This window comes from Virgibacillus sp. Bac330 (assembly GCF_003667845.1).
Taxonomy (GTDB): Bacteria; Bacillota; Bacilli; order Bacillales; family Amphibacillaceae; genus Virgibacillus; species Virgibacillus chiguensis.
This window is the reverse complement of the sequence record NZ_CP033048.1, coordinates 1,706,534-1,732,890: the sequence shown is the minus strand read 5'-3', so window position 1 is coordinate 1,732,890 and position 26,357 is coordinate 1,706,534. Positions and strand designations below refer to the sequence as shown.

Genomic DNA, 26,357 nt, shown 5'->3' with positions numbered 1-26,357 from the left:
GAGAACTCCCGCGTTATCAAAACTAAGGAGGAATTTATGTGACAAACGAAATAATTTGGATTATCTTCGCTATCGTAAATTTTTCCATGCTATTATTGTTTTATCGTCTGTTTGGAAAAACAGGTCTTTATGTTTGGATTGGAATGGCTACAATTATTGCAAACATCCAAGTTTTAAAGACTGTCGAGCTTTTTGGGCTGACTGCTACACTTGGTAACATTCTATATGGGACAGCTTATTTAGCAACAGATATTATTAACGAAAAGCATGGAAAAGATGAAGCGAAAAAAGCGGTTTGGATGGGGTTTGCTACGCTATTAGCGATGACCATCTTTATGCAAATAGCCCTGACGTTTCAACCTGGTGCAGACGACATCGCTCATGAATCATTAACAACTATATTTGATTTAATTCCTAGGGTGGTTGCTGGAAGTCTAGCAGCTTATATCATCAGCCAGTCATTCGACGTTTGGATTTATGATAAATTTAGGAAGATGTTTCCTGCTGACAAGCATCTATGGATCCGTAACAATGGAAGTACAGGTGTTAGCCAATTATTGGACACGGTCGTATTTTGCAGTATCGCTTTTTATGGAAGCTATCCAACAGAAATATTTTTTGAAATTTTCATTACTACTTATGTCATTAAGTTTATTGTAGCCATTATGGATACGCCATTTATGTATATAGCTAAAAAAATGAATCATGTTTAAATTTTATCCATGTAATAAAAAGCCGCTCTTTTTAATCTGGATTTTGAGCATAACCTAAATAAAACACATTCATATTCACTAAATAAACATGTTCCACTTTCAATAAGTGGAACATGTTTATTTATTTTAGCACTATAGGAAATTATAAGTGTTTCTAATGCCCATAAACAGCTTTTTCTTCTACGGGAATGCGGACATATAATAATAACGCATGTAGAATTGGAAATACTATCGCTGTAAACCACGCACCAAACAGTGAAGGAATGACAAACAATTCTATACCAACAATAATGTAGTTAGGATGTTTTACGTATTTATATGGGCCTCGCTTAATAACGTCAAATTGCGGTGCAATGATTATTTTGGTGTTCCAAAATCTACCCAATGTTGCAATACACCAAATACGGCCAATTTGGGTAATTATAAAAGCAGTAAATAGAAAATAGTTAAAGGAAAAGCTTTGTTGATTACGAAAAATAATTTCCGCAATGAGGGACAGGAAAAACAATGTATGGATAATAATAAACCATTTATAGTGTTGCTTCCCTTTTTCAATGGCTCCTCTTTGTTTCATCCATTGCTCATTACTACGTGCAATAACCAGCTCGACTAGTCGCTGTATTATAATCACCGACAAAATAACCCACATAAAAATTGGCATTACTACATCCACTCCATTAAAATTAATTCTGAACTGAACCCTGGGCCAAGTGCAGAGAGCACACTTTTTTCATTTGTATATCGTGCTTCCTTCATCCATGAATAAAGTACATATAGAACGGTTGCTGATGACATATTACCGTGTTTTCTTAATACAGAAATGGAGTGCCGAAATTTATCAACATTTGCTTGCAACACATGTTGCATTGCTTCGATAACTTTCTTGCCTCCTGGATGGGCAATAAAAGTAGCAATAGCATTTTCGTTTAATTGGTGTTGAGTAAAAAATAGCTGTACATGCTCCCTCCAAAAACTTTGCACGAGCGCAGGAATGCTTTTGGAAAAAATCACTTCAAACCCTGTATCGGTAATTTGCCATCCCATTACCGAAATGCTGTCCTTTTTAGTATAAGAATGGGATTGCAACAAACGTGGTACTTTATTTTTATTATGTTGAATTAATGGAGATGTTTCTCCAACAATAACTGCGGCCCCTATACCGTCACCAAATAAAGCAGTTCCTATCAGGTTACTTTTTTTCAAATCCCCTTTTTGAAACGTTAAACTACATAATTCACAACAAATGACTAATGCAGATTTATCTGGGTTTGCTGTCAACCAATCGTGTGCTCTTGCTAAGCCAATAGCTCCTCCAGCGCACCCTAACCCCCATAAAGGCATGCGCTTTACATCTTGTCGAAATGGGCGTTCATTCATTACATGTATATCTAATGAAGGTGTTGCTACGCCAGTACTTGACACAAAGATAATCATATCAATATCTTCGTAATCAATAGGATTGGATAAAAACGCAGTCTGATGTAAACAATCATCAATAGCTTTTAACGCATACGCTTTAGCAAGTTCAATAAATAAATTGTTGCGCTCTTGGAAGGAATGATTTTCTGTAAACCAATTAGCTTCCACTACAAACTGCCTTTCGTCCACTTGTGCATGATCAAAAACAGGGAGTAGCCGGTTAATTTCTCGCTTGGAAAAAGGAAAAATTTCCTGAACGATTTCTTTTATACGTTGTTGACTTAGACGATACTCTGGAATCCCCAGGCCAATCGAACAAATATATGACATGCTTTAATCTCCTTTACAAATCATGACGTTTGAACGTTGTTCCCCCTGTTAATGGATCAAAATTGCATACTAAAAACAACATCTTTTATACAATTAAAAATGATAAATCGCCTTGAATTTTTTCTCTAAATGTTGAACTAAATAATCAGGATTTAATGTTTCGTTCGTTACATCAGTTAGAATTTCCAGCGGTTCTTTTAATTTACCATATTGGTGAATCGACTTGGCGAGCCAACTTTTAATAGGAGTAAGGTCACCAGTTCGTATAAGGCTCTCTACAGGAAGGTCTTTAGATAATGTATGATAAATTTGTGCTGCATACATATACCCTAAAGCGTAAGACGGGAAGTACCCGAAATCACCGCCTGCCCAATGAATATCTTGTAGTACACCTTCTCTATCTGTTGGCGGCGTGATCCCTAAATAATCATTCATTTTTTCATTCCATAAATGGGGTAAATCATCTACTATGATTTCTTCATTTATAAGTGCTTTTTCTAACTCATATCGAATCATAATATGTAGCGGATAGGTTAATTCATCTGCTTCAATTCGAATAAAAGATGGCTTCACTTCGTTGATTGTTTGATAAAATTGCTCTAGATCTACATTTTGAAATGAATGTGGAGCATACTGCAAGAATAAATCGTAATTCTTTTCCCAAAATGGATAACTTCTGGCAATAAAATTTTCCCAAAATAATGATTGTGATTCATGTATACCCATAGAAGCTCCAGTCGCTAATGGTGTTCGAGCTAAACGAGGATCAATATTTTGCTCGTATAAGCCGTGTCCCCCTTCATGAATCGTTCCAAATACAGCCATTCGGAAATCATTTTCGTCATAACGGGTAGTTAATCTTACATCATTTTGATTTAATGGAATAGCAAATGGATGAACAGTCTCATCTAAACGTCCAGATGTAAAGTCATAGCCCATCTGTTTAAGCAGTTGCTCTGTAAAAGCTACTTGCTGTTGTTTAGGGAAATGAACCTGTATTATACTAGGGTCAGGCTTTACAGCACTTGTTTGCACTTTTTCTAACGTGGAGCGTAACGAACTGCGTAATTTAGGGAATACATGATCTAGTTCGTTTACTGTGATACCTGGCTCAAATTTGTGTAGCAAAGCATCATAAATATTGTTTTCATATCCCCAATAAGAAGCGAATTCACGGTTGAAATCCACTAACTTTTTAAGGTATGGTCGAAATAGATGAAAATCATCATTCTCTTTAGCTTGTTGCCAAATCGCTTCAGATTTAGTCTGCGTAATTATAAAATCTTTATACAGCTTGTGAGGGATTTTTTTATTCCTTTCATATTCTTCTTCACAAACTTCAATTGTTCTTAAAAGAATAGAATCATCCGTGTTAGGTTTAAGTTCTTTAATATATGCTTCCATTTGCTTCGATGTCTGCAATTGGTGAATTTTTTCACCCAAAAAACCTGCCACTTCTGACCGCTGCTCAACGCCTTTAGTTGGGATTTTCGTACGCATATCCCAATGTATAAGGGAAAGTGCCTCTCGATAATAATCAATTTCTTTTAAATAATTTTTAAATTGCTGTTTTTGATCACTTAATTTCATCAGAATATCCCCTCTCTTTCTGACCGAAGTACTGATAATAATCTGTTCGAATATAGCCATTAAACAACTTTCGCTTCTTCGTTGCTTTTTTACCAAAAGCGGCTTCAAATTGATCGTATGCTGTTATTATATAAACACTCCAACTGGGGTAGTTACTTATGATTTCACCAAGTTGTTTTGCTGTTTTCATTGCTTGTTTTTGATCTCCGAGACGCTGCCCATAAGGCGGATTGCTTACAATATAACCGTTAGGCTGTTTAAAGTGAAGGTCACTAACTTGCATTTGCTTCCATTGAATAAGTTCCCCTAGCCCTGCTTCAAGTGCATTTCTATTGGCAACGTTAATCATTTTATGATCGATATCCGTCCCAGTAATATTTAAAGGTTGATCATAATTAGCGACGTCCTCCGCTTCTTCAAAAGCTTTGTCCCAATGCTTTTGTTTAACAAATGACCAATTTTCGGATGAAAATTCACGATTAAAACCTGGAGCAATATTCTGTCCAATCATTGCAGCTTCAATAGGTATAGTACCTGAACCACAAAATGGATCAACGAAAGGCTCATTTGGATGCCAATTAGTTAATAATACTAATGAAGCAGCAAGGGTCTCTTTAAGCGGAGCGTCACCTTGCCCAACTCGATAGCCTCGCTTATGTAAACCTACGCCTGAAGTATCGATCGTAAGTGTTGCTTCATCTTTTAATAGGGCGATTTCGACACGATACATTGCTCCTGTTTCTGGTAGTTTAGAAACCATGCCGTATTTTAATTTCATCCGTTCAACGAGCGCTTTTTTGACTATTTTTTGACAATCAGGAACACTATGTAATGTTGATTGAACAGATTTTCCTATTACAGGAATTTCGCCATCTTCATCAATGTAAATCTCCCAGGGTAAAGCCTTTGTTCCCTCAAATAAATCATCAAAGGAAGTAGCTTTAAATTTACCAACTAATAATTTTACTCGATCCGCAGAACGAAGCCATAAATTACAGCGAGGAATTGCGCTTATAGGTGCCTCAAATTCTACTTTTCCATTATCAACTTGTACTTCATAACCTAAATTTTTAACTTCTTTTGCAACAACAGACTCTAATCCCATCGCTGCGGTAGCTATTAATGTAACTGTCTGCATAAAAAACGTCCTTTCAATGACTGTTTGTGTTTTAGTTTACCATATTTTCTTATGTATCATGAATAATTATTCGTGATGCAAATGAATTTCAGATAGGAAATGAAAAAAGTCTCTCTTTCGTTTATACACCGATAGAGAGACTTCATGTTAATTTTTTGACCTGTTAAATACTCGATAAGCCATGTTCTGTACCATTGTACTGCTAACGGTGGTCAACCTCGTACTTTGGTGGTGATCATCTATCTACAAGCTTAGCTTGTCCTCCGTTCGGTTCCTATTCCCTACTAAAAGATGCCCCTACCATTATTTGGGTTGCTCACTCGTGGGGTTTACCTCGTTCCACCTGAAAGGTTTCCCAATCAGCTACGTCACTGTGGCACTTTCAAGGTTACTTCCGTATCCGATTACTGGACTTAGGAAATATACCTGCCGTTAACCAAAAGGTTACCTTAACTTATGATTTCGTCAAGCACGAACACTACAAACATCGCAGTTTGTGTGAGCATGGACTTTCCTCTGTAAAAATTACAGCGATCACTTGAGTATTTAACAACTAGTCCAAGTTAAAATTATACCATATGGATAAAAAAAAGCAAGTTAAGAAAGAGAAATCACCAGATCACCCTTCTGAATCAGCAAACTTTTTACCAAACACTGCTTTTTCTAAATTTGAGAGACGTTTTAACACATCATAATTAACTTGATGATTAGGTGCAGTTTGCACAGACCTTGCTTTTGGTTTCTCAGAACTTGTTTTTCGCAATTGCTCATTTTCTTGTTGTAAACGATTGATCTCCTGTTTAAACAAATCATAATCTTGAATAATTAAGTCAAGAAATTCATCCACCTCTTCTTGGTTATATCCTCGCATTGCGGTCTTAAAATCTTTATCCAAAATATCTTTACTTGTTAAATGCACTTGGTTCATACTCATTCCGATCACCTCATACCAGTTCTATAATTAAGTGTGGCTTTGTTTGTTTCTTCTTTTCCATTGTATGACTGGAAAAAAATAATATGTTTGTGTACTCTTTTTTTATTATAGCATTAAATAAGAGGTGTGAAAAATGAATCCGTGCAAATGCGTTGTGAGTGGTACATAATGAAGTATCAAAAAGTGTTTGTTACGATTGAAAAATCAATTGTTTGCTGTTCCCCAGTTTGTCTGCATTTTCAATAGAGAACAAACGTCGTAAATTGCTACACTTCTTGTTCTAAATCAGAAGGTTGAAATGAAAAAGGCAATAATTCTTCCACTTTAACCGTTTTTACATCTTCTTTTAGATTAGTTAGGTGAATAAGCATATCAGATGGAAAAAATTCACTCATTACCTGTCTACAAGATCCACATGGAGGTACAGGTCTTTCTGTATCAGCAACAACAGCCATCTCCGTAAATGATTTTTCGCCATTGGCAATTGCTTGAAAAATAGCAACTCGCTCTGCACAGCATGTGACAGGATAAGCAGCATTTTCGATATTACAGCCTGTATAAATGTTTCCAGAAACCGTTTGTAACGCTGCTCCAACTTGAAAACGAGAATACGGTACATATGCTTTTTCTCTAATCGTTTTCGCAGCTTCTATTAATGCTTGTTTTGTTTTCATCATGCATCCCCTTCTCAAAAGATTTTAGAATTATCTTTAATATATTTACGACAGCGTATCCAACTCGCGCATTAACTGATCAAAAATGTATTGTATTGATTTGTATAATTCGAAATATCGTTTTCTCTTTACATCAATATAATAACTATGCAACAGTAATAGTTCCATATTTTCTCTTGTAGAAACAATTTGATGAGGATGTACATTCACTTTGCGCTCTTGTACCAACTGTAAAGCTTCTTTTTCCCAACGTTCAAGCAACTGATAAATAGGCGTTGTTTCCTCTTTAACTTTCAGAAACAACGCTCTATCTTTTCGGTCCTCTGGAGGATTCGTATGCTCAAATTTTTCTTTCAACTGATATAAATTTTGTTGTAATTTATTTGTTTGTTGTTTTATATCCATGCAAATCTCAACCTACTTAAATATAATGTTATGTTTATATAGTAACATATAATGAAGATGAATAAGAACTTTTTTCTATGGTGTTATTTTAAAATATTTATTATTCCTTTTGAGGAACAAAGTAGATACAAGTTGATACTGGATAGGATTACTTACTTTGTTCTCTTGTATTTTTTTCTAATTGCATACATTGATTCTTCACTAGCGCAATTTCATTTAGTTTTTCATAATATTGACTTGATATATTATTTTCTACTTTCATTGTCAACTTTTGATCCAATCGGCGAATTTGATTTGATAATTCGTATAAAGCTGCTTCTACTTTTTTACGGTCCACACCGCGCTTTCCTTTTTTTTGTGATTGATACGCAAGCATTCTTATGCTACCTCCTCTTCCCATCTTACTGTATACATTTCGTCTTAAAAAGAAGGCTTCCTTCACGTTCGACAAAACTAGAATGAAGCTTACAAAACAAGTGCATATACTCATTTATTTTTACATTTTTGACAAACTAATGATGAAAGGAGGGTAAACGATGAAAGATAAAAAGAAGAAACAAGCCAAAACAGAAAGCATCCGTTCTAACTCTTTGAAAAAAGGAGATAAAAAATTGAACGGACCCAATTTCCCAGCAACTTAAGGGTTTAATGATTAACAAAGTGCTGCCATATACATGCATGGCAGCACTTTATCTATTCAAAATGGTTTTAAAAATTGCTCGAAATGACACGTTGTTTTTCTTTTGCTATATTTTTTTTGTTACTGTAACCTAATTTATATATTTTAGAGAAGCTAACCCCTTTTATTGGTGGAAAAATATTTTTTTGCGGTAAACACTTGTTTAGTATAGAAATAAGCAAATAACATTTGTCGTTTTTGGTAAAAAGTTTTTCCGATTTGTTGTTTGTTACATTGATGTGCGTCGCGAATCCATTTTTTCTTTACACCCCCTGATTGATACCAATCCTTTCGAATAGTCTCTTGATGTGTAATAATGGGATATACCATTCGCAAGATTGGGGTAACCGGTTGTTTGGGAAGCTTCAAAAAACGTTCATAATCACGTCTAGATCCAGTGTGTGTACAATATTTAACAAATAAAAACGTTTGCTTATAGACAGTTGGGGAAAAAATAAGAGAAGCTAGTTTTTTCCCTAGCTGAATTCGGTTCGTTCTATTTGTGAAGTTATGGACATAGGCACCATATAAATCATTGGACATAGAAGGCAAAAGAACAGCATTCATCATAAAAAAGTTTTGCATTTGATAAGGCAATTGATGAAATACACGACGTTGAAAATAATGCTGTTTAATAACAGGTTCTTGAATAACATTCTGTTCGTTTATAATAAGTGCTTGTACAAGACGATTTTTATCACAATACTTCCAAAAATAGTGCCATTCTTTTATCATATAACTAGAAACATGAAACAGAGAAAGAAGGTCGAACATTGGTTTGTTGTTTTGCTTGGATAATTGGTATACTAAGAGTTGGGGATAGGCATCTGAAAAAATGAGCCAATTAGCACGCTCATACGTCATAAACAGCCGCTCTCTTTCTTGTTTCCCTAATAAATATTGAAATGGAGTCATTTGCAAATCAGTCATGTTCCATCCAGCATTTCTTGATACGATACTTGCTAAAAAAGCCCATTTTATTTCCGGGAATTTCAGATAAAACTTAAAATAAGCGTTTGTACGTGTTATATTATCTTGGTTATGTGCTATTGTTTTATTTGTTATATAATGAAGATAGGCTTTGAGGTTTGCATCTATATACATCTGCCTCCCATCCTTTCAGAACAATTATTTTATAACATGTACGGAGCAAGACGTTACTATGCATTATAAGTTGCTAGTATTTTTTGCAGAGAGGAAATACGATGTAAATAAAAGTAAATTTCTAATCAAGGTGAATTTTTCAGAGACAACACATTTTGTGTTGTTGAACAATTTCTTTTCTCCATGAAACGTATCAGCTATTTCATTTAATCATACGCTGATTTAAAGAAGGGATTGTAAATAAATGAATTACCCAAATGGAAGAAAAAATGGGGACCTATACAAGCAAAAAAAATTATATTCTCATCAATTTGGTAATCGTGGGATGTCATTAGAAAAGGATATTAATGATACAAATGCATACTATTTAGAGGCAAAAAAAGCTGTGATTCACAAAAAACCGACACCTGTTCAAATTGTCAAGGTTAATTATCCAAAAAGAAGTGCAGCAGTAATTACAGAAGCGTATTTCAAACAAGCTTCAACAACGGATTACAATGGAGTGTATCGCGAAAAATATATTGATTTTGAAGCAAAGGAAACAAAAAATAAAACGCTATTTCCGTTAGCAAATATACATGATCATCAAGTCGATCATATGCAGGCTGTTGTTGCTCAAGGCGGTATTACATTTCTGCTCATACGCTTTTCTGTACTTGATGAAACATATTTATTTCCTGCTGAAAGACTTTTTACGCATTGGGATGCTCACCTAAAAGGAGATAAAAAATCCATTGCGTATAAAACAATAAAACAGCAGGGTTATTTTATCCCTTTTCAATATAAAGCTAGAGTTGACTATTTAACAATTATTGATAAGCTTTATTTTTAGAGATGGAGGAATGAAGCATGGCAAATAATAGCCAGTCTCGTACAGCGAGAAGAAAACAAAAGAAAACAAAGAAAAAACCATTATGGAAAAAAATATTACTTTCAATCATAATTATTTTTATAATTATGGGACTTGGCGCTGGAGCTACAGCAGCTTATTGGGTAGCCACAGCACCTGATCTGAATGAGTCGAAATTATCCGACTCTCTTGCCTCAAAATTCCTAGATATTGACGGGAAATCTTTTGCGGTTATGGGCGAGAAAAATCGAACGAAAATTAACTACGATGATTTACCACAAGTGTTAATTGATGCTGTTACAGCAACCGAAGATGCGAGGTTTTTTGAGCATTCTGGTATTGACTTAAGGAGAATTGGCGGTGCGGTTATTGCCAATATAAAAAATGGTTTCGGTTCAGAGGGGGCAAGTACGATCACGCAACAAGTAGTTGAGAAATCTTTCTTGTCTGCTGAAAAAAAGATTAGTTTAAAAGTTCAAGAGCAATGGTTAGCATTGCAATTAGAAAGAGACTACTCAAAAGAAGAAATTATGGAAATGTATCTGAACAAAATCTTTTACGGTAGTAATGCTTATGGAGTAGCGACTGCTGCTGAAACTTATTTCGGAAAAGAAGATTTAAACGAATTAACGTTACCTGAAGCGGCCATTTTAGCTGGTTTGCCACAGCGACCAACAGCATACAATCCGTTTGAAAATCCTAAATTGACGAAAGAGCGAATGAATACTGTTTTAGATTTAATGGTACGTCATGATAAAATTTCTGAAAAAGAAGCCGAAGAAGCTAGAAATGTTGATATTCCTTCTTTATTAGTTGAAGATAAGCCAGAAACAACACCTTATGAAGGTTTCTTACAACAGGTGGAAAAAGAAGTGAAAGAAAAAGTAGACGGTGCAGATATTTATACAGATGGTTTAACCATCCATACGACAATTGATCAAGATGTGCAGAAACATGTGGAATCCTTACTAACGGATAGTGATTCCAATCCGATTCAATATCCTGACGATGAGATGCAAGCAGCAATGACAGTTCTTGATACGAAGACAGGAGCCATACGTGCTATTGGTGGTAGAAGGAATAGTGAAGGGAAAAGAGAACTAAATTACGCTATTCAAAACAAAACGCAGCCAGGTTCAACTTTTAAACCAATTGTAGCTTACGGACCAGCGATTGAATATAATAAAATGTCAACGTATCATCAAATAAACGATGATAAACCATACGAAATCGGTGGTACAGATTCAGTAATTGGTAATTGGAATGGGCAATATGCTGGCTGGATGACAGCACGTCATGCACTTAAACAATCGCTAAACGTACCTGCTGTGAAAGTTTTAGAAGAAGTTGGTTATGAAAAAGCAAAAGAATTTGCAGAAGGTTTAGGAATCAAATTTAAAGACGATAAAATTTTAGTTGGTGATGCTATCGGTGGTACAGGGACAGAGGTTACACCTTTACAGCTGGCTGGAGCCTTCCGAGCCTTTGGTAACGAAGGGTTGTATAATGAACCTTATTCGGTTACAAAAGTCGAATTTCCAGATGGGAAAACAGTTGAATTAACACCACAAGCAGAACCCGCTATGTCAGACTATACAGCATATATGATGACAGATATGATGAAAACAGTTCTAACTGAGGGTACAGGTAAGAATGCAAATATTCCAGGCCTTCCCGTAGCTGGTAAAACCGGAACCACAAACTTAAAAGATCGTGAAGGAAGCCCTGATGCTTGGTTTAGTGGTTATACAACGAATTACACGATTTCTGCATGGGTTGGTGGTTATGAAGATGAAGAAGGAGGTCGAGATGTTATTCCTCCTGGAAATGGAAATACGCAAATTCCATTACAAATGTTTAAAAATACGATGACAGAAATATCGAAGGACATAGAGACAAAGGATTTTGTCAAACCAGATAACGTAATTGAAGCGGAAGTTGAAAAAGGATCTAATCCACCTGCAAAACCAAGCGAACATACACCTAGCGACAAGATTATTACAGAGTTGTTTGTTAAAGGTACAGAGCCGAAAGAGACTTCCGAGAAGTTTGATCAATTAGATCCGGTTAGCGGATTAACGGCAAGCTTTAACGAAGAAAAAAGTGCGATCGACGTTTCTTGGGAATATGATGCTGATGCAGATGTTTCCTTTGAAGTCAGTGCGCAAGTGGATGGCGGTGAGATGCAAACATTATCAACTACCGAAGATACATCTATGGAAATATCAGCGGTGGAACCAAATAAAGAATACACGATTCAAGTTGTGGTAGTTAGTAATGAAGACGATTCTAAAAGTGAACCGAAAACGACTACAGTAGCAACAGGTGAAGAAGAACTAGAGGAGTTACCTGAAGTAACAGGGCTAACAGCTACCTATAATGAAGCAAACAAACTCATTGATGTCAGTTGGAATTACAATGGCCCGCCCGCTACCTTTGAAGTATCTGTTAATGGTGAGGTACAAACCGTCCAGTCAAATGGGTTAGAAATAAGTGGAGCTGCACCTGGAGAAACGTACAACATATCTGTTACACCTATTGGTAAGAAAGGTAAAAACGAAGGTGTAAGAGGACCCTCTCAACAAACATCTGTAACCATACCAGCAGAACAAGAAGAACCTCCTGCTGATGATGGAGGGGACGGTGGAGCTGATACTGGTGATAATGGTCAAGATAACGGGGAAGCTCGTCCACCAGAAGAGGAGGAGGAAGACCCCCCCTCTGATGAAAATGGTCAAACCGATGATGGATCAGATGAAGAACAAGGGGCTAGTGACAAAAGCTAAACTGATAATAACTAAAGCTTCGATTATAGAGTAGAAAAGAGGTAAACGCAATATTTACGCGTTTACCTCTTTTCTTTTCTTCATTCGTTTTTGTCCCTCACGGCACACTTCTAATAATGGACATTCCATACAGTTCGGATTTCTTGCTTTACAATGATATCGACCAAAAAAAATCATGCGATGATGCGTATCACTCCATTCTGACTTTGGAATTTTTCGCATTAAAGTTTCTTCCACTTCCGGGACCGAATCTTTCCACCTACATATACCAAGTCGCTTTGAGACGCGTTCTACATGTGTATCAACCGCAATTGCCGGCTCACCAAACGCTACAGAGGCAACGACATTAGCTGTTTTTCTACCTACCCCTGCTAATTTCATTAATTCTGTTTTTGATTTTGGAACGATTCCTCCATAATCTTCTATCAACATCGCACAAAGCTTACGAATATTTTTTGCTTTATTTCGGTATAAACCAATTGATTTAATATCTTCTTGAAGCTCTTCTAAAGGTACGGCTAAATAATCTTCAGGCGTTTTGTATTTTTGAAACAGCGTTCTTGTAACCTTATTAACTAAGTTATCTGTACACTGGGCAGATAACAGCACTGCAATTACTAATTCAAATGGGTTTTTATGTGTTAATTCACATTGGGCGTGAGGAAACATTTTTTTCATTTCATCCAAGCAAAAGCGAATTTGTTTTTGCGTCAGCATCGCTAATCCTCCCCTTCCAGCCAATTATAGTAAAAAGAACTGTTACGAGTACTTTGTGAACTACCTTCTGATCTTGGAGCATTCTGTCTGGCATGAAATTGTTTACTGGACATTCTAGCTTGTTCTACACTATGGATCCCTTTTTTCTTCCATTCGCGTAAAATACGATCAATATATTTAAAATTTAACTTTCCCATTAACACGGATTCACGTAAAGCTGCTTTAACTAATGATGGAGCAATTTGATCCTCATCTAGCCACGCATTAATCATTTCAATTTCAAATGGCGATAATGGTCTACCGAATTCTTGTTCAAACAAGATAAAAATAGTCCCTTCAGATGTATCTGAATCCTGTTTCGTATCTTCTTCCGTCTGAAATAATTTATCCCATAGAGGATTTAAATCGTAAGCTTCTTTAATCTTTCCATCGTTTTCTTCTTGCTGTACAATAGCCAGCATCCCTTTTTGAACAAGACCACGTAATAAATGTGCACATTCTTGTTCTTTCATCGTTACAAAAGTAGTTAATTGATCTGGAGTAGGAAAATCAATTCTTTCTACCATAAATCGTTGTAATTGTATTAGCAACATAACTTCTTTTTCATCTAGCCCTATAGAAACATAGGAAGTTAATAGTTCCTTTGGAATAGGCACTTGATTGTTTAAAAGGTGCTGAATGGAGAATGATTGCTTTTTAATGACGAACATCTCCTTCTCATCTTATAAAATTTCCGTTTTACATGATAAATGAATCCCTTGCCTGTTCTAGCAAGGGATAGGTTATTTTCTAAGTTTTGTATAAAGTTTGAGATACTTCTTTTAGAACATGAATCAATCGGCGTTTGTTTCTGACTTGTTGCATTCACTCATTTTCCCTTATTAAGATAGATATAGAAGCCTTACAGCACCCCTATATATTTAAGCTAAATTAACAACTTAATAATTATGGATAAAGCCGATTTAGTAGACGTGGAAACGGTATAGTCTCGCGAACATGATCAACACCCGCAAGCCAAGCTACCGTTCTTTCCAATCCTAGGCCGAAGCCAGAATGCGGTACACTACCATATTTTCTTAGTTCTAAATACCATTGATATGCTTCATCTGTTAATCCATGTTCTTTATAACGCTCTTCCATTAACTGCAAATCATCAATTCGTTGAGAACCACCAATAATTTCTCCATACCCTTCTGGTGCAATGAGATCTGCACATAATACGACATCATCTCTCTCTGGATGTGGCTTCATATAGAATGCTTTTATTCCCGTAGGATAATTGGTAATAAATACTGGTTTATCAAAGCTTTCAGCGATAGCTGTTTCATGAGGAGCCCCAAAATCTTCACCCCATTCTATGTCGGCAAAACCTTTTTCTTTTAATAGCGCAATTGCTTCATCATAAGTTATCCGAGGAAACGGTGCTTGTACTTTTTCTAAGCTTGAAATATCACGATCTAATGTTTGCAATTCCAATTTACAATTTCCAAGCACATTTTGAACGATAAAGCTAACATAATTTTCTTGGATTTCAAGACTTTCTTCATGCTCTACGAAAGCCATTTCTGGTTCAATCATCCAAAATTCAATTAAATGTCGGCGTGTTTTTGATTTTTCTGCTCGGAAGGTCGGTCCGAAAGAAAATACTTTTCCGAATGCCATTGCCGCTGCTTCCATATATAATTGCCCGCTTTGTGATAAATAAGCTTCTTCATCGAAGTATTTTGTATGGAATAATTCAGTTGTTCCTTCTGCCGAGGATCCTGTTAAAATAGGCGGATCAATTTTAACATAGCCGTTATCATTAAAAAATTGATAAGTCGCACGTATAATTTCATTGCGTATTTTCATAACAGCATGTTGACGTTTAGATCGTAACCACAAATGGCGATGATCCATTAGAAACTCTGTACCATGCTCTTTCGGTGTAATCGGGTAATCATGAGCTTCATGAATTAATTCAATATCACTTACTTGCATTTCGTATCCAAATGGAGAGCGTGTATCCTCGACAATTTTACCAGTAATATACATCGATGATTCTTGTGTGATGTTTTTAGCTAATTGGAATGTTTCTTCGCTCACATCATTTTTTACAACAACACCTTGCATAAATCCAGTGCCATCACGTAATTGTAGAAATGCAATTTTTCCACTTGAACGTTTATTTGTGAGCCAAGCTCCAACCGTAATTGTCTCTTCATTATATCTTGGTGCCTGCGAAATTGTCGTTTTCAAAAGAACTCCTCCTAATACATGTTCATGCTTTTAGAAAATTTTTTAACGTAAATTATTGTTGTTTTTACACGATAAAATTAAGAATTTATGCTCTCTTATAGTGTAAAATAAAATGTTTAATTCTTTTTGCAGCTTCTTCTAGTGCTTCCATAGATGTGGCATACGATAAACGTACATTATTAGGCGCACCAAATCCAGACCCGGGAATAAGAGCTACTTTTTCTTCTTCCAATAGTGCCTTTGCCCAATCATCTACATTACTAAAGCCACTTTTACGTACTGCCTCTTGCACATTTGGAAATAAATAAAATGCCCCTTCAGGCTTTACACAGCTCACTCCAGGTATCTCCGTTAGCAGTTGATATAAACTTTCCAAACGATGTGAAAAAACACCCTTCATTTCTTCATTAAAGGAATCGTCCATTTGATAAGCGGCTAATGCTGCGTACTGAGCAATTGACGTTGGGTTTGATGTAGAATGTGAAGCAAGACTTGTCATTGCTTTAATAATTTCATTTGGTCCAACAGCATAACCAATTCTCCAACCAGTCATGGAATGGGATTTAGATACACCATTAATAATAACTGTTTGAGCTTTTAATTCTGGTGATAATTGTGCTATAGATACATGGTCTTCGCCAGAATAAATTAGCTTCTCATAAATTTCATCGGATACAATTAACAAATCGTGCTTTAAACAAATGTCTCCTAACTGCTTTAATTCATCTTTATTATACATCATACCAGTCGGGTTACTAGGTGAATTAATAATGATGGCTTTCGTTTTCCTCGTAATAGCCGCTTCTAATTCCTGTGGCGTTAATTTAAATTGGTTTTCTTCTTTAGCAGGAATAAAAACAGGAGTTCCACCAGCAAGCTTTACTTGCTCTGGGTAACTAACCCAATACGGGGCTGGGATAATAACCTCATCCCCTTCATTTAGCAGCACTTGAAAAAGTGTGTATAATGCATGCTTGGCTCCAGTAGTTACGATAATTTGTTCTTTAGTATAGTTAAGTTGATTATCTTTTTGAAATTTGTTTACAATGGCTTGCTTTAATTCCACAATCCCTCCAGAAGGCGTATATTTTGTTTTGCCTTCATTCATTGCTTTTTCAGCCGCAACCAATATAGGCCCAGGTGTATTAAAGTCAGGTTCACCAGCCCCTAAAGCGATAACGTCATGACCTTGCTGCTTTAATTCTTTTGCTTTCGCTGTAATGGCTAATGTAGATGAGGGGCTTAATGTTTTTACTCTGTTTGCTAATTCCACTTTTTATCACCTTTCTATTTAAACATACTTTTAAAGCGCATTTGTTCATATCGCGAACCATCATGCATATCTAAATAATCAAAAACGTATCGATTTGAGTCATCTATATAAGTCAGTTCCCACAATTCTTTGCCATCTACGAGTGCGGGGGTAATACGGATAAACTCACATTGATCACATTCCTGTCTCCACTGCTCTTTCATTTCTGATTTACTTACAATATCAGCTTGGTTTACAGTTAAAAGCTGTTTTTCTTTCCCTTTTAAGGGATAAAAAACAAGTTTGCTTTGTTCATTTTGGTCTTTTCCATACGCAACATGGTAGGCTTCTTTTCCATGAAATGTTTCTATTTTATCAATCTCAGCTAAAGTTTCAGCCTTCAGTAGCTGTTGCTTTGTTTCTTCATATCCTGCTGTTTTACTTTCAAGCAAACCATTGTATAAATAAATAAAATAGATACCGCAAGCCACCGTCAATAAAAAGAGAATGGATAATGTCCATCTTATCCATTTAGGACCGATATATAGTAAAGATCGCTTGTTCTTCATCTTTATCATCCAATGCTAAACCAAATATTAGGTTTTGTTCTTTTAAAGTTTTATTACATAGGTCTACTATTTTGTATAACTCGGAAGAATATCCGATTTGTACAGTCGCTAAAGTGGTTAATTCATCCATATTTTGACCTCCCTATATAGCAAGTATTGAAATTACGTTGATTGGTATAAAATGCAACATGGTCAATTCCATTTACGGTTAAAGTTTCTTGTCTTATCAAGTTCTGCTAGACATATCCTGCTTTTTTTAGCAAAGAATATGTATATGCTTAAATAAATAAAACAGAACATAAATATAGTATAACAAGCTTTACAACAAATGTGTTTTGTTTTTAATTATTGAGCAAATTATTATTCAACCCACACCACTTTACTTGTAACTGATGCTTTTTAGCATCAGTTTTTTATATACATGAAGTTCTTTAATTGGAGCTAGGATACAAAAGCTTTATTTATCCATATTTAAAACCATTTTTCAGCTCTATTCATTAATTCATGTGTTGTATCAAAAAATAATGGTACTTTAGGAATAGAGCGGATAAAATATTTCCCATAGCGAGCTGTTATAATTCGGGAATCACAAATAAACACAATTCCTCGATCACTGCTAGATCGAATTAATCTCCCAAATCCTTGCTTAAACCGGATAACAGCATTAGGTAAGGCATATTGCATAAATGGATTTTTGCCTTGCTCTTTTAAAAACTTTGATTTTGCTTCAAGCACTGGATGATCAGGTGGTTGAAACGGTAAACGCACTATTACAAGACACGATAAATCTTCGCCAGGAATATCTACACCTTCCCAAAATGAACTGGTTCCTAGAAGAATCGCTTTATCAAACGTTTGAAAGTTCTTTTTTAAACGCTCTCTACTACCACTGGAGATTCCTTGGGCAAAAAGTGCATACGTGTCATTCTCCATTAACTCTTTAAGCAAAGAATGTGAACGTCTTAGCATATCATATGATGTAAATAACACCAGCATCCTACCGTTGGTTATTTCTGCCAAAGATAATACTGCCTCACAGGTTGCATGAATAAATTCATCGTTGTGTCCTGAAGTGATTGTTGGAAAATCATTTGGCACCATTAATTGTACTTGATCGGCATACGAAAATGGAGAAGCAATTTTCTTCGTTAAAGGGTTCTCTGTTTGTAAGCCTAGACGCTCCACAATATATTGAAATGAATTCTCTATTGTTAATGTAGCGCTTGTTAAAACAATACTTTCTTTAACTGAAAAAAATACGTCTGTTAGTAAATTAGCAATATCTGTTGGTTCACTGTATAAGTAAACTGCATTTTTTGCGCCGTATGCCTCTATCTCCATCCATTTTACTTCCTGTGCGCTATCTTCTACAAGGAAAAACTGCTCTAATTGGTCAATAAATATTTGCAGCCGTTCGGCACTAGCCAAAAGTTTCTCTTTATCTTCCTGATGAAGTTGATTCACTCGTAACTCTGCTTCAATCATTACTAATCCATGTACTAAGTCGCGTAAATGTAAGCAAACCCTTGATACCATTTCTTTAATTACTGTCCATTTGTTTTGATCTTCTTTATTCGCTTCAAAGCGATATTGCGTTCTACCTATATCACTAAACGATTTGTCTCCTTTACGTACCTTGGAAACATATTGAAACAAGTAACGAAATAAATCATCCGTTTCATAACGAGTATCATCAAGCAGTTTATTCCACAAAACCTTAGTTTCTTCTGAAAGTGCTGATGGGTAATGAGATAAAATGGTATGAACCAGTTTCTGTTCATCTGTTCTCCCTAATTGATTCAATGTATAATGCATATGCATATAATCAAGTTTTAGTCCATAATGCTTCGATACGGTTGCGTCAAAATGATGTGCTTCATCAATAATTGCTCTTTCGTATACTGGTAGTAAAGAAGAAGGATGAAAAATATCTGTACATAATAATGCATGATTAGTAATAACAATATGAGCTTGCTGGGCTCGTTTTTTTGCGTACTGATAGTGTGATCTATAAAACCATTGCGAGGATGGGTCAACACCTTCTTCCATGTCTGCAGATATGCGTCGAAAAAACAAATATCCACTAGAAGGCAACTGGATTTCGTCAACGTCACCCGTTTTCGTTTCTGTTAACCAAACCAAAAGCATCGCTACGGTAAGAGCGATGTCGTAGTTACTCTGGAGAGGCTCTACCAACTCTTGGTGCAATTTTTCCAAACTGATATAATGCCCTTTCCCTTTAAGCAGTGCTACGCGGAAAGGGAAAGGAATTAACCGACGAATTAAGGGGATTTCTTCCTCTAATAATTGAGTTTGTAACTGCGTAGTGTATGTACTAATGACTACTCGTTTATGTGTAGAAACAGCATCATATATTGCTGGAAGCAGGTATGCCAGTGATTTTCCTGTTCCTGTTTCAGCTTCAATCAACGCATGCTGTCTCGTTTGGAATGCATCAAAGATCATTTCCGACATTTCTCGTTGTCCTGCACGTTTTTCATAAAAAGACAAATTTTTTTCTAAACTACCATTTGATTCATAAATGGAGTCTAAATAATCCCCAAAAGAAAGATCCATAACGTTATCTTCCTTTTCTAGATGATTCATACGGCGATAGGCAAGACCTTGATATATAGCAATTTCATCATTTTTTTCTACAAACACGTTTTGCTCTTTATAATAGTTAAATAAAGCATATGCATCTGACTTTAACCACTTTTCCAAACGTAGCAATTGCTCTAGGGTCTCATAAGGTAAAGAAGCTAGTTTTTCTTTTAGCTTTAAAAATAACTTCGCGGTAACAAATGCATCGGAAAGTGCGCGATGCGGGTTTTCATGGTTGATTTGTAAATAATCAGTTAGCTGATTTAATTTATAACTTGGCGCACTTGGAAATAGTATTCTTGCTAATTCTACTGTATCAAGCACTGGGTTCTTGAGCTTTTTTCGATCACTTTTAGTCAATTCTCCATTTAAAAAGCCGAGGTCAAATGGGACATTATGTGCGATCAAGTAACTATTTTCAAACATAGCAGTTACTTCATCTGCTATATTTTCAAATAATGGTGCATCGGCTACATCTTCATTTGAAATACCTGTTAAATTTGTTATAAATGCTGGAATTTCTTTGTTTGGATGTAGTAAGGTAGAATAGCTATCTACAATTGTATCTTGCTCAATAACTACGATACCTATCTCAATAATTTTGTCTGTTTTAGCTGGATTATTACCAGTTGTTTCTAAATCGATCACAACATAGCGTTGCACGTCAGCCCCTCCCTTCTTTTAAATAACTATTTTATTTATTCATTATTAGATTTAGCTTCATGAAACCAGTCAATTTCCCCTGAATACAACCGCTCTACATCACCAGCTTCATTTTTTATTAACAGCGCACCATCGTCAGCCAAACCATAAAATACAGCCTGTCGAGTCTTATCCAATTGACGGATGGTGATCCAATCCCCTATTTTAAATCCATATGACTCCCATTTCGTTTTCACAGCTAAAAATCCTTGCTTCATATATTCATCATAAAGACTTTCGAAACTGCTCAAGAAATATTGTATAATTTTCCTAATCGGCCATTGTTTCCCAGTTTCTATTTGCAATGAGGTTGCTCTTTTTTGTACGTCTTCTGGCCAATCATTCTTTTGTTGGTTAATATTTAATCCAACACCAATGATAACATACTGGATTTTGTCCTGCTCAGCTTGTAGTTCTGTTAAAATTCCTGCACATTTTTTTTCATTATCAAAGAGAATGTCGTTAGGCCACTTAATACGTGGCGTTAATCCCGTTAACTTTTCAATAGTTTCCGTTAATGCAACAGCAGTTAATAATGTTAACTGTGGAGCAAGATATGGTGGTAAGGGTGGCTGTAAGATCATGCTCATCCACATGCCATCGCCTTTTTTAGAATGCCAATTTCGATTCATTCTTCCTCTACCAGAAACCTGCTCATCTGCAATAACTATAGTGCCATGTCCTTTCTGTTCTTTTGCAACTTTATGGGCAATAATTTGAGTAGAGCTAGTCACTTCACGATGAATCACTTTCTGGCCGAGCCAATTCGTTTGTAAACCCCACTGTACGGTGTTTTCAGATATTTTTTCTGGATAGCTAACAAATCGGTAGCCTCGCTTCGACTTTGCTTCTATGACGTAACCATCTTTCTCCAATTCTTTCATATGCTTCCAAACGGCGCTGCGAGATATGTTTAATTTTTCTGAAAGAACCTGTCCAGATATATATTCTTCGTTATTCTTAGCAAGTAATTGGATTAATTGATTGCGGGTGGATTCCATTTTATCCATTCCTTTAACTTATAGTAATCATTTGGCAACTGTCCTGCAACAACTTTTCGCTCCAGTTTATTCAATAGTTGTTGTATCCACGGGCCTTGTTTAAAGGCCGGAAAAAGATCGATAATATCCTGGCCACTTAATTTTATGTCTGATCTAGATGTAATCGGTAATGTTTGTTCTATTTGTAATAACTGTTCTATTGTAATATTTTTTTTAGAATATAAACAATTTGTTAGCCGAATAAAGCTATTATACAAAGCTCGTGGTAATTGATAAACAAGCCAAGGAGTTAAGTCATTTGCTTGTAATTCTTCTAATTGTTTAGTTAGATTCATGGCAGCATTTTTTTGTTTATTTGAGCATTTCCATGCTTTTGCCCATGTTAAAAGCGGTATTGTGCGATCCAAAAAATGAAAAAGCACCAATACTTCGTGAAAAAACGGTAAAGGTTTTATATTTTTTGGAATCCGGTAAATTAATGAGTGGTGCTGTTCAAATACAGGTAAGTATTTATAAATCTCCAAATCATTTACATATGTTAATCCATGTTGTACATAATCACCAGCGAATAGCTTGGTAAACTCTCTTGTAATTCGTTCTACTGCTAACCCTTTCATTTCATGCCTTACTTTTCGAATGTGTTCGATCGTATCCGGATGAATAGTAAACCCTAATTGACTGCTGAAACGAAGTGCACGAATGATTCGTAACGGGTCTTCTCTAAATCTTTCTTCCCCGTTTCCTACTGTACGAATCACATGATTATCTAAGTCAGACCTACCAGCAAACAGATCAATAATGTTCCCTTTTAAATCCATTGCCAATGCATTTATCGTAAAGTCTCTTCTTTCTAAATCTTTATCAATGCTATCTACATATGTAACATCATCTGGATGACGTTGATCCGTATATGTTCCGTCAACTCGAAAAGTGGTTACTTCATAAGACTCATTTTGATGGCGAATAATAACTGTTCCATGTTCTATTCCGACTGGTATCACGGAAGAAAACAAATTTTGTAGCTCAATTGGTTTTGCTGATGTAGCTATATCAATATCCCCAATAGGACGATGAAGCAGAAAATCTCTGACACACCCTCCTACAAAATAAACATTATATCCATGAGCCTTGATTTTCTCTACTACTGGCTTAGCTTTTTGGAAAGGTTCTGCTAACATAATTATCACCATTTCTATAAGCTTGTAAGTAAACAGTCATATAATTGCTCATACTGCTTTACAATTTGCTTCGAATGAAAATGAGTTTCTACTCTTTTAACAGCATTGTTTGAAAAACTATTCCACAATGTCTGATTCGTTAATATTTCAATAGCATATGTTGCTGCTTGATCAGTGTCCCCTAATTCGGAAATAAACCCTGTCTGATTATGATCAATTACTTCGGGTATACCGCCAACATTTGTGCCAACGCACGGTACACCGCAAGCCATCGCTTCCAACAAAACAAGGCCAAAGCTTTCCTTTTCTGACAGCAATAACTTTAAATCACTGATACGTAAAAGCTCACTTATATTTTTTTGCTTACCTAAAAATAGAACTTTCTGCTCTAATTTTAATTCCTTTACTAAATTCATAGCTGTTCCACACTCTGGACCATCACCAATAAGTAATAATTTACTATCTACTTGTTGATGTATAAGGTAAAATGTACGTATAATATCTGGCAATCGTTTTACCTTACGAAAATTAGAAATATGAACAATCACTTTTTCGTTTGACTTAATGTCATATTGCTGCTTGATAAAGTCTAACCGTTTTGGATAGTACTCTTGTTCATTTATAAAATTATAAATGACTTGTATATCTTGTTTTATTTTAAGAAGTTGTTTCGTATGACTAGCTAAATGGTTTGAAACTGCTGTTACAGCATCTGATTGATTGATTGCATGAGTAATCATGTTTTTAAAAATATCATCAATCGCTAAAACAGTAATATCTGTTCCATGTAAGGTTGTTACAATCTTTACTTTATGTTCTGCAATATCTCGTGCTAAAAGAGCGCTAATAGCATGTGGCATTGCATAGTGGACATGTAGTATATCCAACTTTTCCCGATTGATTACTTCTGCCATTTTAGCAGCTAATGCTAAATCATACGGTGGATATTGAAAAACAGGGTAGTGACTTAATTCAACTTCATGAAAATAAATTCTTGGATTAATATGATTTAGGCGAAAAGGTAAACTGGAAGTTATGAAGTGAACTTCATTCCCCTTTTCAGCGAGTAACATTCCTAACTCCGTTGCAATAATTCCAGATCCTCCTACACTAGGATAGCACGTTATTCCAATTTTTTTCATGCTTTTTCTTTTTCCTTTTTCTGTTTGACAATGTCACGCCATTGAAAGTCACCGTTTTCCAGCCCACGGATAAAAATCTCAGAAGCTGCTATATTTGTAGCGAGCGGTATATGATAAACGTCACATAAGCGCATTAAAGCACTAATATCTGGTTCATGAGGCTGTGCAGTTAAAGGGTCACGGAAAAAGATCACCATATCCATTTCATTATTTGCAATCATTGCACCAATTTGCTGGTCGCCACCCAATGGACCCGATTGAAACAAATGTACATCCATTCCTGTTGCCTTACGAATCTTACTGCCTGTAGTTCCTGTTGCATATAAATGATGTTCCGATAAAACATATTGGTATGCTGTAGTAAAATTCACCATATCTTGTTTCATTTTATCATGTGCTATTAAAGCAATATTCATCTGTATCCCCGCCTTTACAAGATAGTATCTAACCCATAGATCAATCCTTTTACTTCCATCACTTTATTCACACAAAGTTTCACACCATCCATAAAGGAAGAGCGATCCATGGAATCATGTTTTATCGTTAATGTTTGTCCAGGACTTCCAAAGATAACTTCTTGATGTGCCACTAATCCCGGTAGCCGAACGCTATGAAGCTTTATTCCATCTAAATCAGCACCTCTTGCTCCTGGAATAGTCTCTTCTTCCTTTGGATGGCCTTGTGTTTTCGCCTTGCGATTTTCGCTAATTAATTCAGCCGTTTTAATAGCTGTTCCAGATGGTGCATCTAATTTTTGATCATGGTGCTTTTCTATGATATCCACATCTGGAAAGTAAGTAGCGGCCATTTTAGCAAATTTCATCATTAAAACTGCTCCAAGGGCAAAATTGGGAATGATCATACATCCCATATTATTTCGTTGTGCAAATTCGTCTAATTCCTTTAATTGTACTTCCGTAAAACCTGTTGTTCCTACCACTGGACGAACATGATGTTCTAGTGCAGATTTTGTGTGTTTGTAGCCTGCTTGGGGGACAGATAACTCAATTAAAACATCTGCATCTTTATGGTTTTCGAAACATTTTGTAGCATCATCATAGATTGGAATAGAACGTTCCACGTCTGGAAAAATCGTATCTAATGTTCTGCCATTATTTTTATGGTCAATACACGCAACTAAACGGAAATTTGTTTCGTTTTCTACCATTTTCACTGCTTCTGACCCCATTTTACCTCTTGGGCCTGCAATTACAACATTAATTGCCATACTCTATCTCTCCTCTATTGATGTAAGTCGTCTTTCTTCGTCCAACGATCTTTGTCCCTAGTTTCAATTTTTGTTATAGCTCTATGAAAACAATCAGATAGGTCCATATTTAATGAATTAGCAAAGCATGTAAGCACAAAAATGATATCCCCGAGCTCTTCTTCCATACTTTTTTCCTTTTCTGTTTTCTTTTTAGGTTTTTCTCCATAATAATGATTAACCTCTCTGGCTAATTCACCTGTTTCCTCTGTTAAGCGAGCCATTAAACTTAAAGGAGAAAAATAACCTTCTTTAAATTGTCCGATATATTGATCAACTCGCTCTTGAATTTCTTTTGTCGTGTATATAGTATTTTCCATCCATCTCTTCCTTTTATCTACATTATTAATATTACCATGTTAGCGAATCCATCACATTTTGACAAATGATTTATCATGAGTCAATCGTTCACGAGACAAAATTAATTAACCTTAGAGAAAACATATGTCAATATAGCTTTTATTTTTATTTACTATTTCATTATAAGGCAAATGGAGTAGTATTAAAAGTTCAAGAGAAAGACTATTATAAGCAATATAAGTTAGCCTTCATTTATCTTAAAATTTAATTACATATTTAATAAACTAGGAATGTATACATTGGTTACTGTGTATATTGGGGCAAGAGTTATCGATTTTATTCAATAAGGTGCTTATTCAATTCAGCTAAAGGGGCCACTATTATTTCAAACCAAAGTGAGGAAATTGCTGCAACAATTCTCCAGAGGATGGATCGAGGTGTTACGGTGTTAGAAGGAAGAGGAAGCTATTCTGGAGAGAAAAGAGATGTATTGTACTGTGTTGTAGCTAGAAATGAAATTGTGCGTTTAAAAAACATCATCGAGTCTATTGATCCCTATGCATTTGTAGCTGTTAGTACTTTCCATGATGTAGCAGGTATAGGCTTTACATTGGATGAAAATAAAAACCCTATTAAAAATTAGTGGAATAGTTTAATTAGATCAATGACTCACACATGTTTACAATAAACCCTAAAATTATCTGTTTCCCTATAGTAAAAAATCATCCTTAAACCTAAAAAATCAGCGGTAGTTCAAACCACCGC

The 26,357-nt window shown here is 35.6% G+C and carries 26 protein-coding genes and 1 other RNA gene; 4 read left to right on the top strand and 23 right to left on the bottom strand.

The window, feature by feature from the left end; translation table 11 throughout:
- Nucleotides 1-38 precede the first annotated feature (38 nt).
- Entirely contained in the window at nt 39-713 is a 675-nt protein-coding gene (locus tag D9780_RS08135) for a queuosine precursor transporter (RefSeq protein ID WP_121639812.1), read from the top strand.
- A 154-nt stretch (nt 714-867) separates the two neighbouring features.
- On the opposite strand, the gene D9780_RS08130 is transcribed toward D9780_RS08135, so the two are convergent.
- The 10 genes from D9780_RS08130 to D9780_RS08085 all read right to left on the bottom strand — a co-directional run bounded on the left by D9780_RS08130 (nt 868) and on the right by D9780_RS08085 (nt 8,986).
- A complete protein-coding gene (locus tag D9780_RS08130) occupies nt 868-1,374 on the bottom strand; it encodes an isoprenylcysteine carboxyl methyltransferase family protein (RefSeq protein WP_121639811.1) in 507 nt (168 codons plus the stop codon).
- A gap of 2 nt (nt 1,375-1,376) precedes the next feature.
- Nucleotides 1,377-2,462 carry a type III polyketide synthase gene (locus D9780_RS08125; RefSeq protein WP_073004093.1) on the bottom strand — a complete coding sequence of 362 codons (1,086 nt, stop codon included), beginning with the start codon at nt 2,460-2,462 and terminating at the stop codon, nt 1,377-1,379.
- Between the two features lie 93 nt (nt 2,463-2,555).
- The gene (locus D9780_RS08120; RefSeq protein WP_121639810.1) at nt 2,556-4,052 is read right to left on the bottom strand and encodes a carboxypeptidase M32; all 1,497 of its coding nucleotides are present in this window, start codon (nt 4,050-4,052) and stop codon (nt 2,556-2,558) included.
- The gene (locus tag D9780_RS08115) at nt 4,039-5,190 is read right to left on the bottom strand and encodes a THUMP domain-containing class I SAM-dependent RNA methyltransferase (RefSeq protein ID WP_121639809.1); all 1,152 of its coding nucleotides are present in this window, start codon (nt 5,188-5,190) and stop codon (nt 4,039-4,041) included. The genes D9780_RS08120 and D9780_RS08115 overlap by 14 nt, the downstream gene beginning before the upstream one ends.
- 170 nt (nt 5,191-5,360) lie before the next feature.
- Nucleotides 5,361-5,736, bottom strand: an RNA gene (rnpB, locus tag D9780_RS08110) — RNase P RNA component class B.
- A 73-nt stretch (nt 5,737-5,809) separates the two neighbouring features.
- The gene (gene gpsB, locus D9780_RS08105; protein WP_073004098.1) at nt 5,810-6,124 is read right to left on the bottom strand and encodes a cell division regulator GpsB; all 315 of its coding nucleotides are present in this window, start codon (nt 6,122-6,124) and stop codon (nt 5,810-5,812) included.
- A gap of 266 nt (nt 6,125-6,390) precedes the next feature.
- Nucleotides 6,391-6,798 (bottom strand): cytidine deaminase, encoded by a 408-nt coding sequence (locus tag D9780_RS08100; RefSeq protein ID WP_121639808.1) that lies wholly within the window; start codon nt 6,796-6,798, stop codon nt 6,391-6,393.
- A gap of 45 nt (nt 6,799-6,843) precedes the next feature.
- A complete protein-coding gene (locus tag D9780_RS08095; RefSeq protein WP_116277080.1) occupies nt 6,844-7,203 on the bottom strand; it encodes a DUF1798 family protein in 360 nt (119 codons plus the stop codon).
- 148 nt (nt 7,204-7,351) lie between these two features.
- On the bottom strand, nt 7,352-7,579 hold the full coding sequence (locus D9780_RS08090) for a hypothetical protein (protein ID WP_121639807.1): 228 nt from the start codon (nt 7,577-7,579) through the stop codon (nt 7,352-7,354).
- A 417-nt stretch (nt 7,580-7,996) separates the two neighbouring features.
- Nucleotides 7,997-8,986, bottom strand: coding sequence for a DUF2515 family protein (locus tag D9780_RS08085; protein WP_121639806.1), 990 nt, complete (start codon nt 8,984-8,986; stop codon nt 7,997-7,999).
- A gap of 244 nt (nt 8,987-9,230) precedes the next feature.
- Between D9780_RS08085 and recU the strand changes: the two genes are divergently transcribed.
- Together recU and D9780_RS08075 are read left to right on the top strand one after the other, a co-directional pair.
- Nucleotides 9,231-9,818: a Holliday junction resolvase RecU gene (gene recU / locus D9780_RS08080; RefSeq protein ID WP_073004107.1), complete on the top strand. Its 588-nt coding sequence runs from the start codon at nt 9,231-9,233 to the stop codon at nt 9,816-9,818.
- Nucleotides 9,819-9,835: 17 nt separating this feature from the next.
- Entirely contained in the window at nt 9,836-12,622 is a 2,787-nt protein-coding gene (locus D9780_RS08075; RefSeq protein WP_121639805.1) for a penicillin-binding protein 1A, read from the top strand.
- Between the two features lie 54 nt (nt 12,623-12,676).
- Here the strand turns inward: D9780_RS08075 and nth are convergent, their stop codons facing one another.
- The 13 genes from nth to D9780_RS08010 all read right to left on the bottom strand — a co-directional run bounded on the left by nth (nt 12,677) and on the right by D9780_RS08010 (nt 25,612).
- A complete protein-coding gene (gene nth, locus D9780_RS08070; protein ID WP_121639804.1) occupies nt 12,677-13,339 on the bottom strand; it encodes an endonuclease III in 663 nt (220 codons plus the stop codon).
- Nucleotides 13,340-13,341: 2 nt separating this feature from the next.
- Entirely contained in the window at nt 13,342-14,049 is a 708-nt protein-coding gene (locus D9780_RS08065; RefSeq protein WP_170861684.1) for a DnaD domain-containing protein, read from the bottom strand.
- 235 nt (nt 14,050-14,284) lie between these two features.
- Nucleotides 14,285-15,577 (bottom strand): asparagine--tRNA ligase, encoded by a 1,293-nt coding sequence (gene asnS / locus D9780_RS08060; protein ID WP_121639803.1) that lies wholly within the window; start codon nt 15,575-15,577, stop codon nt 14,285-14,287.
- 85 nt (nt 15,578-15,662) lie between these two features.
- Complete coding sequence (locus tag D9780_RS08055) at nt 15,663-16,850, bottom strand: pyridoxal phosphate-dependent aminotransferase (RefSeq protein ID WP_121639802.1); 1,188 nt, start codon at nt 16,848-16,850, stop codon at nt 15,663-15,665.
- A 14-nt stretch (nt 16,851-16,864) separates the two neighbouring features.
- Nucleotides 16,865-17,398 (bottom strand): cell wall elongation regulator TseB-like domain-containing protein, encoded by a 534-nt coding sequence (locus tag D9780_RS08050; protein ID WP_116277074.1) that lies wholly within the window; start codon nt 17,396-17,398, stop codon nt 16,865-16,867.
- Nucleotides 17,361-17,528, bottom strand: a complete 168-nt coding sequence (locus D9780_RS08045; RefSeq protein WP_073004117.1) for a YpmA family protein — start codon at nt 17,526-17,528, stop codon at nt 17,361-17,363. The genes D9780_RS08050 and D9780_RS08045 overlap by 38 nt, the downstream gene beginning before the upstream one ends.
- A 341-nt stretch (nt 17,529-17,869) precedes the next feature.
- A complete protein-coding gene (gene dinG, locus D9780_RS08040) occupies nt 17,870-20,665 on the bottom strand; it encodes an ATP-dependent DNA helicase DinG (RefSeq protein ID WP_073004119.1) in 2,796 nt (931 codons plus the stop codon).
- A 35-nt stretch (nt 20,666-20,700) separates the two neighbouring features.
- Nucleotides 20,701-21,705 carry a biotin--[acetyl-CoA-carboxylase] ligase gene (locus D9780_RS08035; protein WP_121639801.1) on the bottom strand — a complete coding sequence of 335 codons (1,005 nt, stop codon included), beginning with the start codon at nt 21,703-21,705 and terminating at the stop codon, nt 20,701-20,703.
- Complete coding sequence (locus tag D9780_RS08030) at nt 21,681-22,883, bottom strand: CCA tRNA nucleotidyltransferase (RefSeq protein ID WP_121639800.1); 1,203 nt, start codon at nt 22,881-22,883, stop codon at nt 21,681-21,683. Before D9780_RS08030 ends, D9780_RS08035 begins: the two co-directional genes overlap by 25 nt.
- A gap of 14 nt (nt 22,884-22,897) precedes the next feature.
- Nucleotides 22,898-24,025, bottom strand: coding sequence for an N-acetyl-alpha-D-glucosaminyl L-malate synthase BshA (gene bshA, locus D9780_RS08025; RefSeq protein WP_121639799.1), 1,128 nt, complete (start codon nt 24,023-24,025; stop codon nt 22,898-22,900).
- Nucleotides 24,022-24,441 carry a methylglyoxal synthase gene (gene mgsA, locus D9780_RS08020; RefSeq protein ID WP_073004126.1) on the bottom strand — a complete coding sequence of 140 codons (420 nt, stop codon included), beginning with the start codon at nt 24,439-24,441 and terminating at the stop codon, nt 24,022-24,024. Before mgsA ends, bshA begins: the two co-directional genes overlap by 4 nt.
- Nucleotides 24,442-24,455: 14 nt before the next feature.
- Nucleotides 24,456-25,253, bottom strand: a complete 798-nt coding sequence (gene dapB, locus D9780_RS08015; protein ID WP_073004128.1) for a 4-hydroxy-tetrahydrodipicolinate reductase — start codon at nt 25,251-25,253, stop codon at nt 24,456-24,458.
- Nucleotides 25,254-25,267: 14 nt separating this feature from the next.
- The gene (locus tag D9780_RS08010; protein WP_073004129.1) at nt 25,268-25,612 is read right to left on the bottom strand and encodes a nucleotide pyrophosphohydrolase; all 345 of its coding nucleotides are present in this window, start codon (nt 25,610-25,612) and stop codon (nt 25,268-25,270) included.
- 407 nt (nt 25,613-26,019) lie between these two features.
- On the opposite strand from D9780_RS08010, the gene D9780_RS21635 reads away from it, so the two are divergent.
- Nucleotides 26,020-26,235 (top strand): YitT family protein, encoded by a 216-nt coding sequence (locus D9780_RS21635; protein WP_371413712.1) that lies wholly within the window; start codon nt 26,020-26,022, stop codon nt 26,233-26,235.
- Nucleotides 26,236-26,357 lie beyond the last annotated feature (122 nt).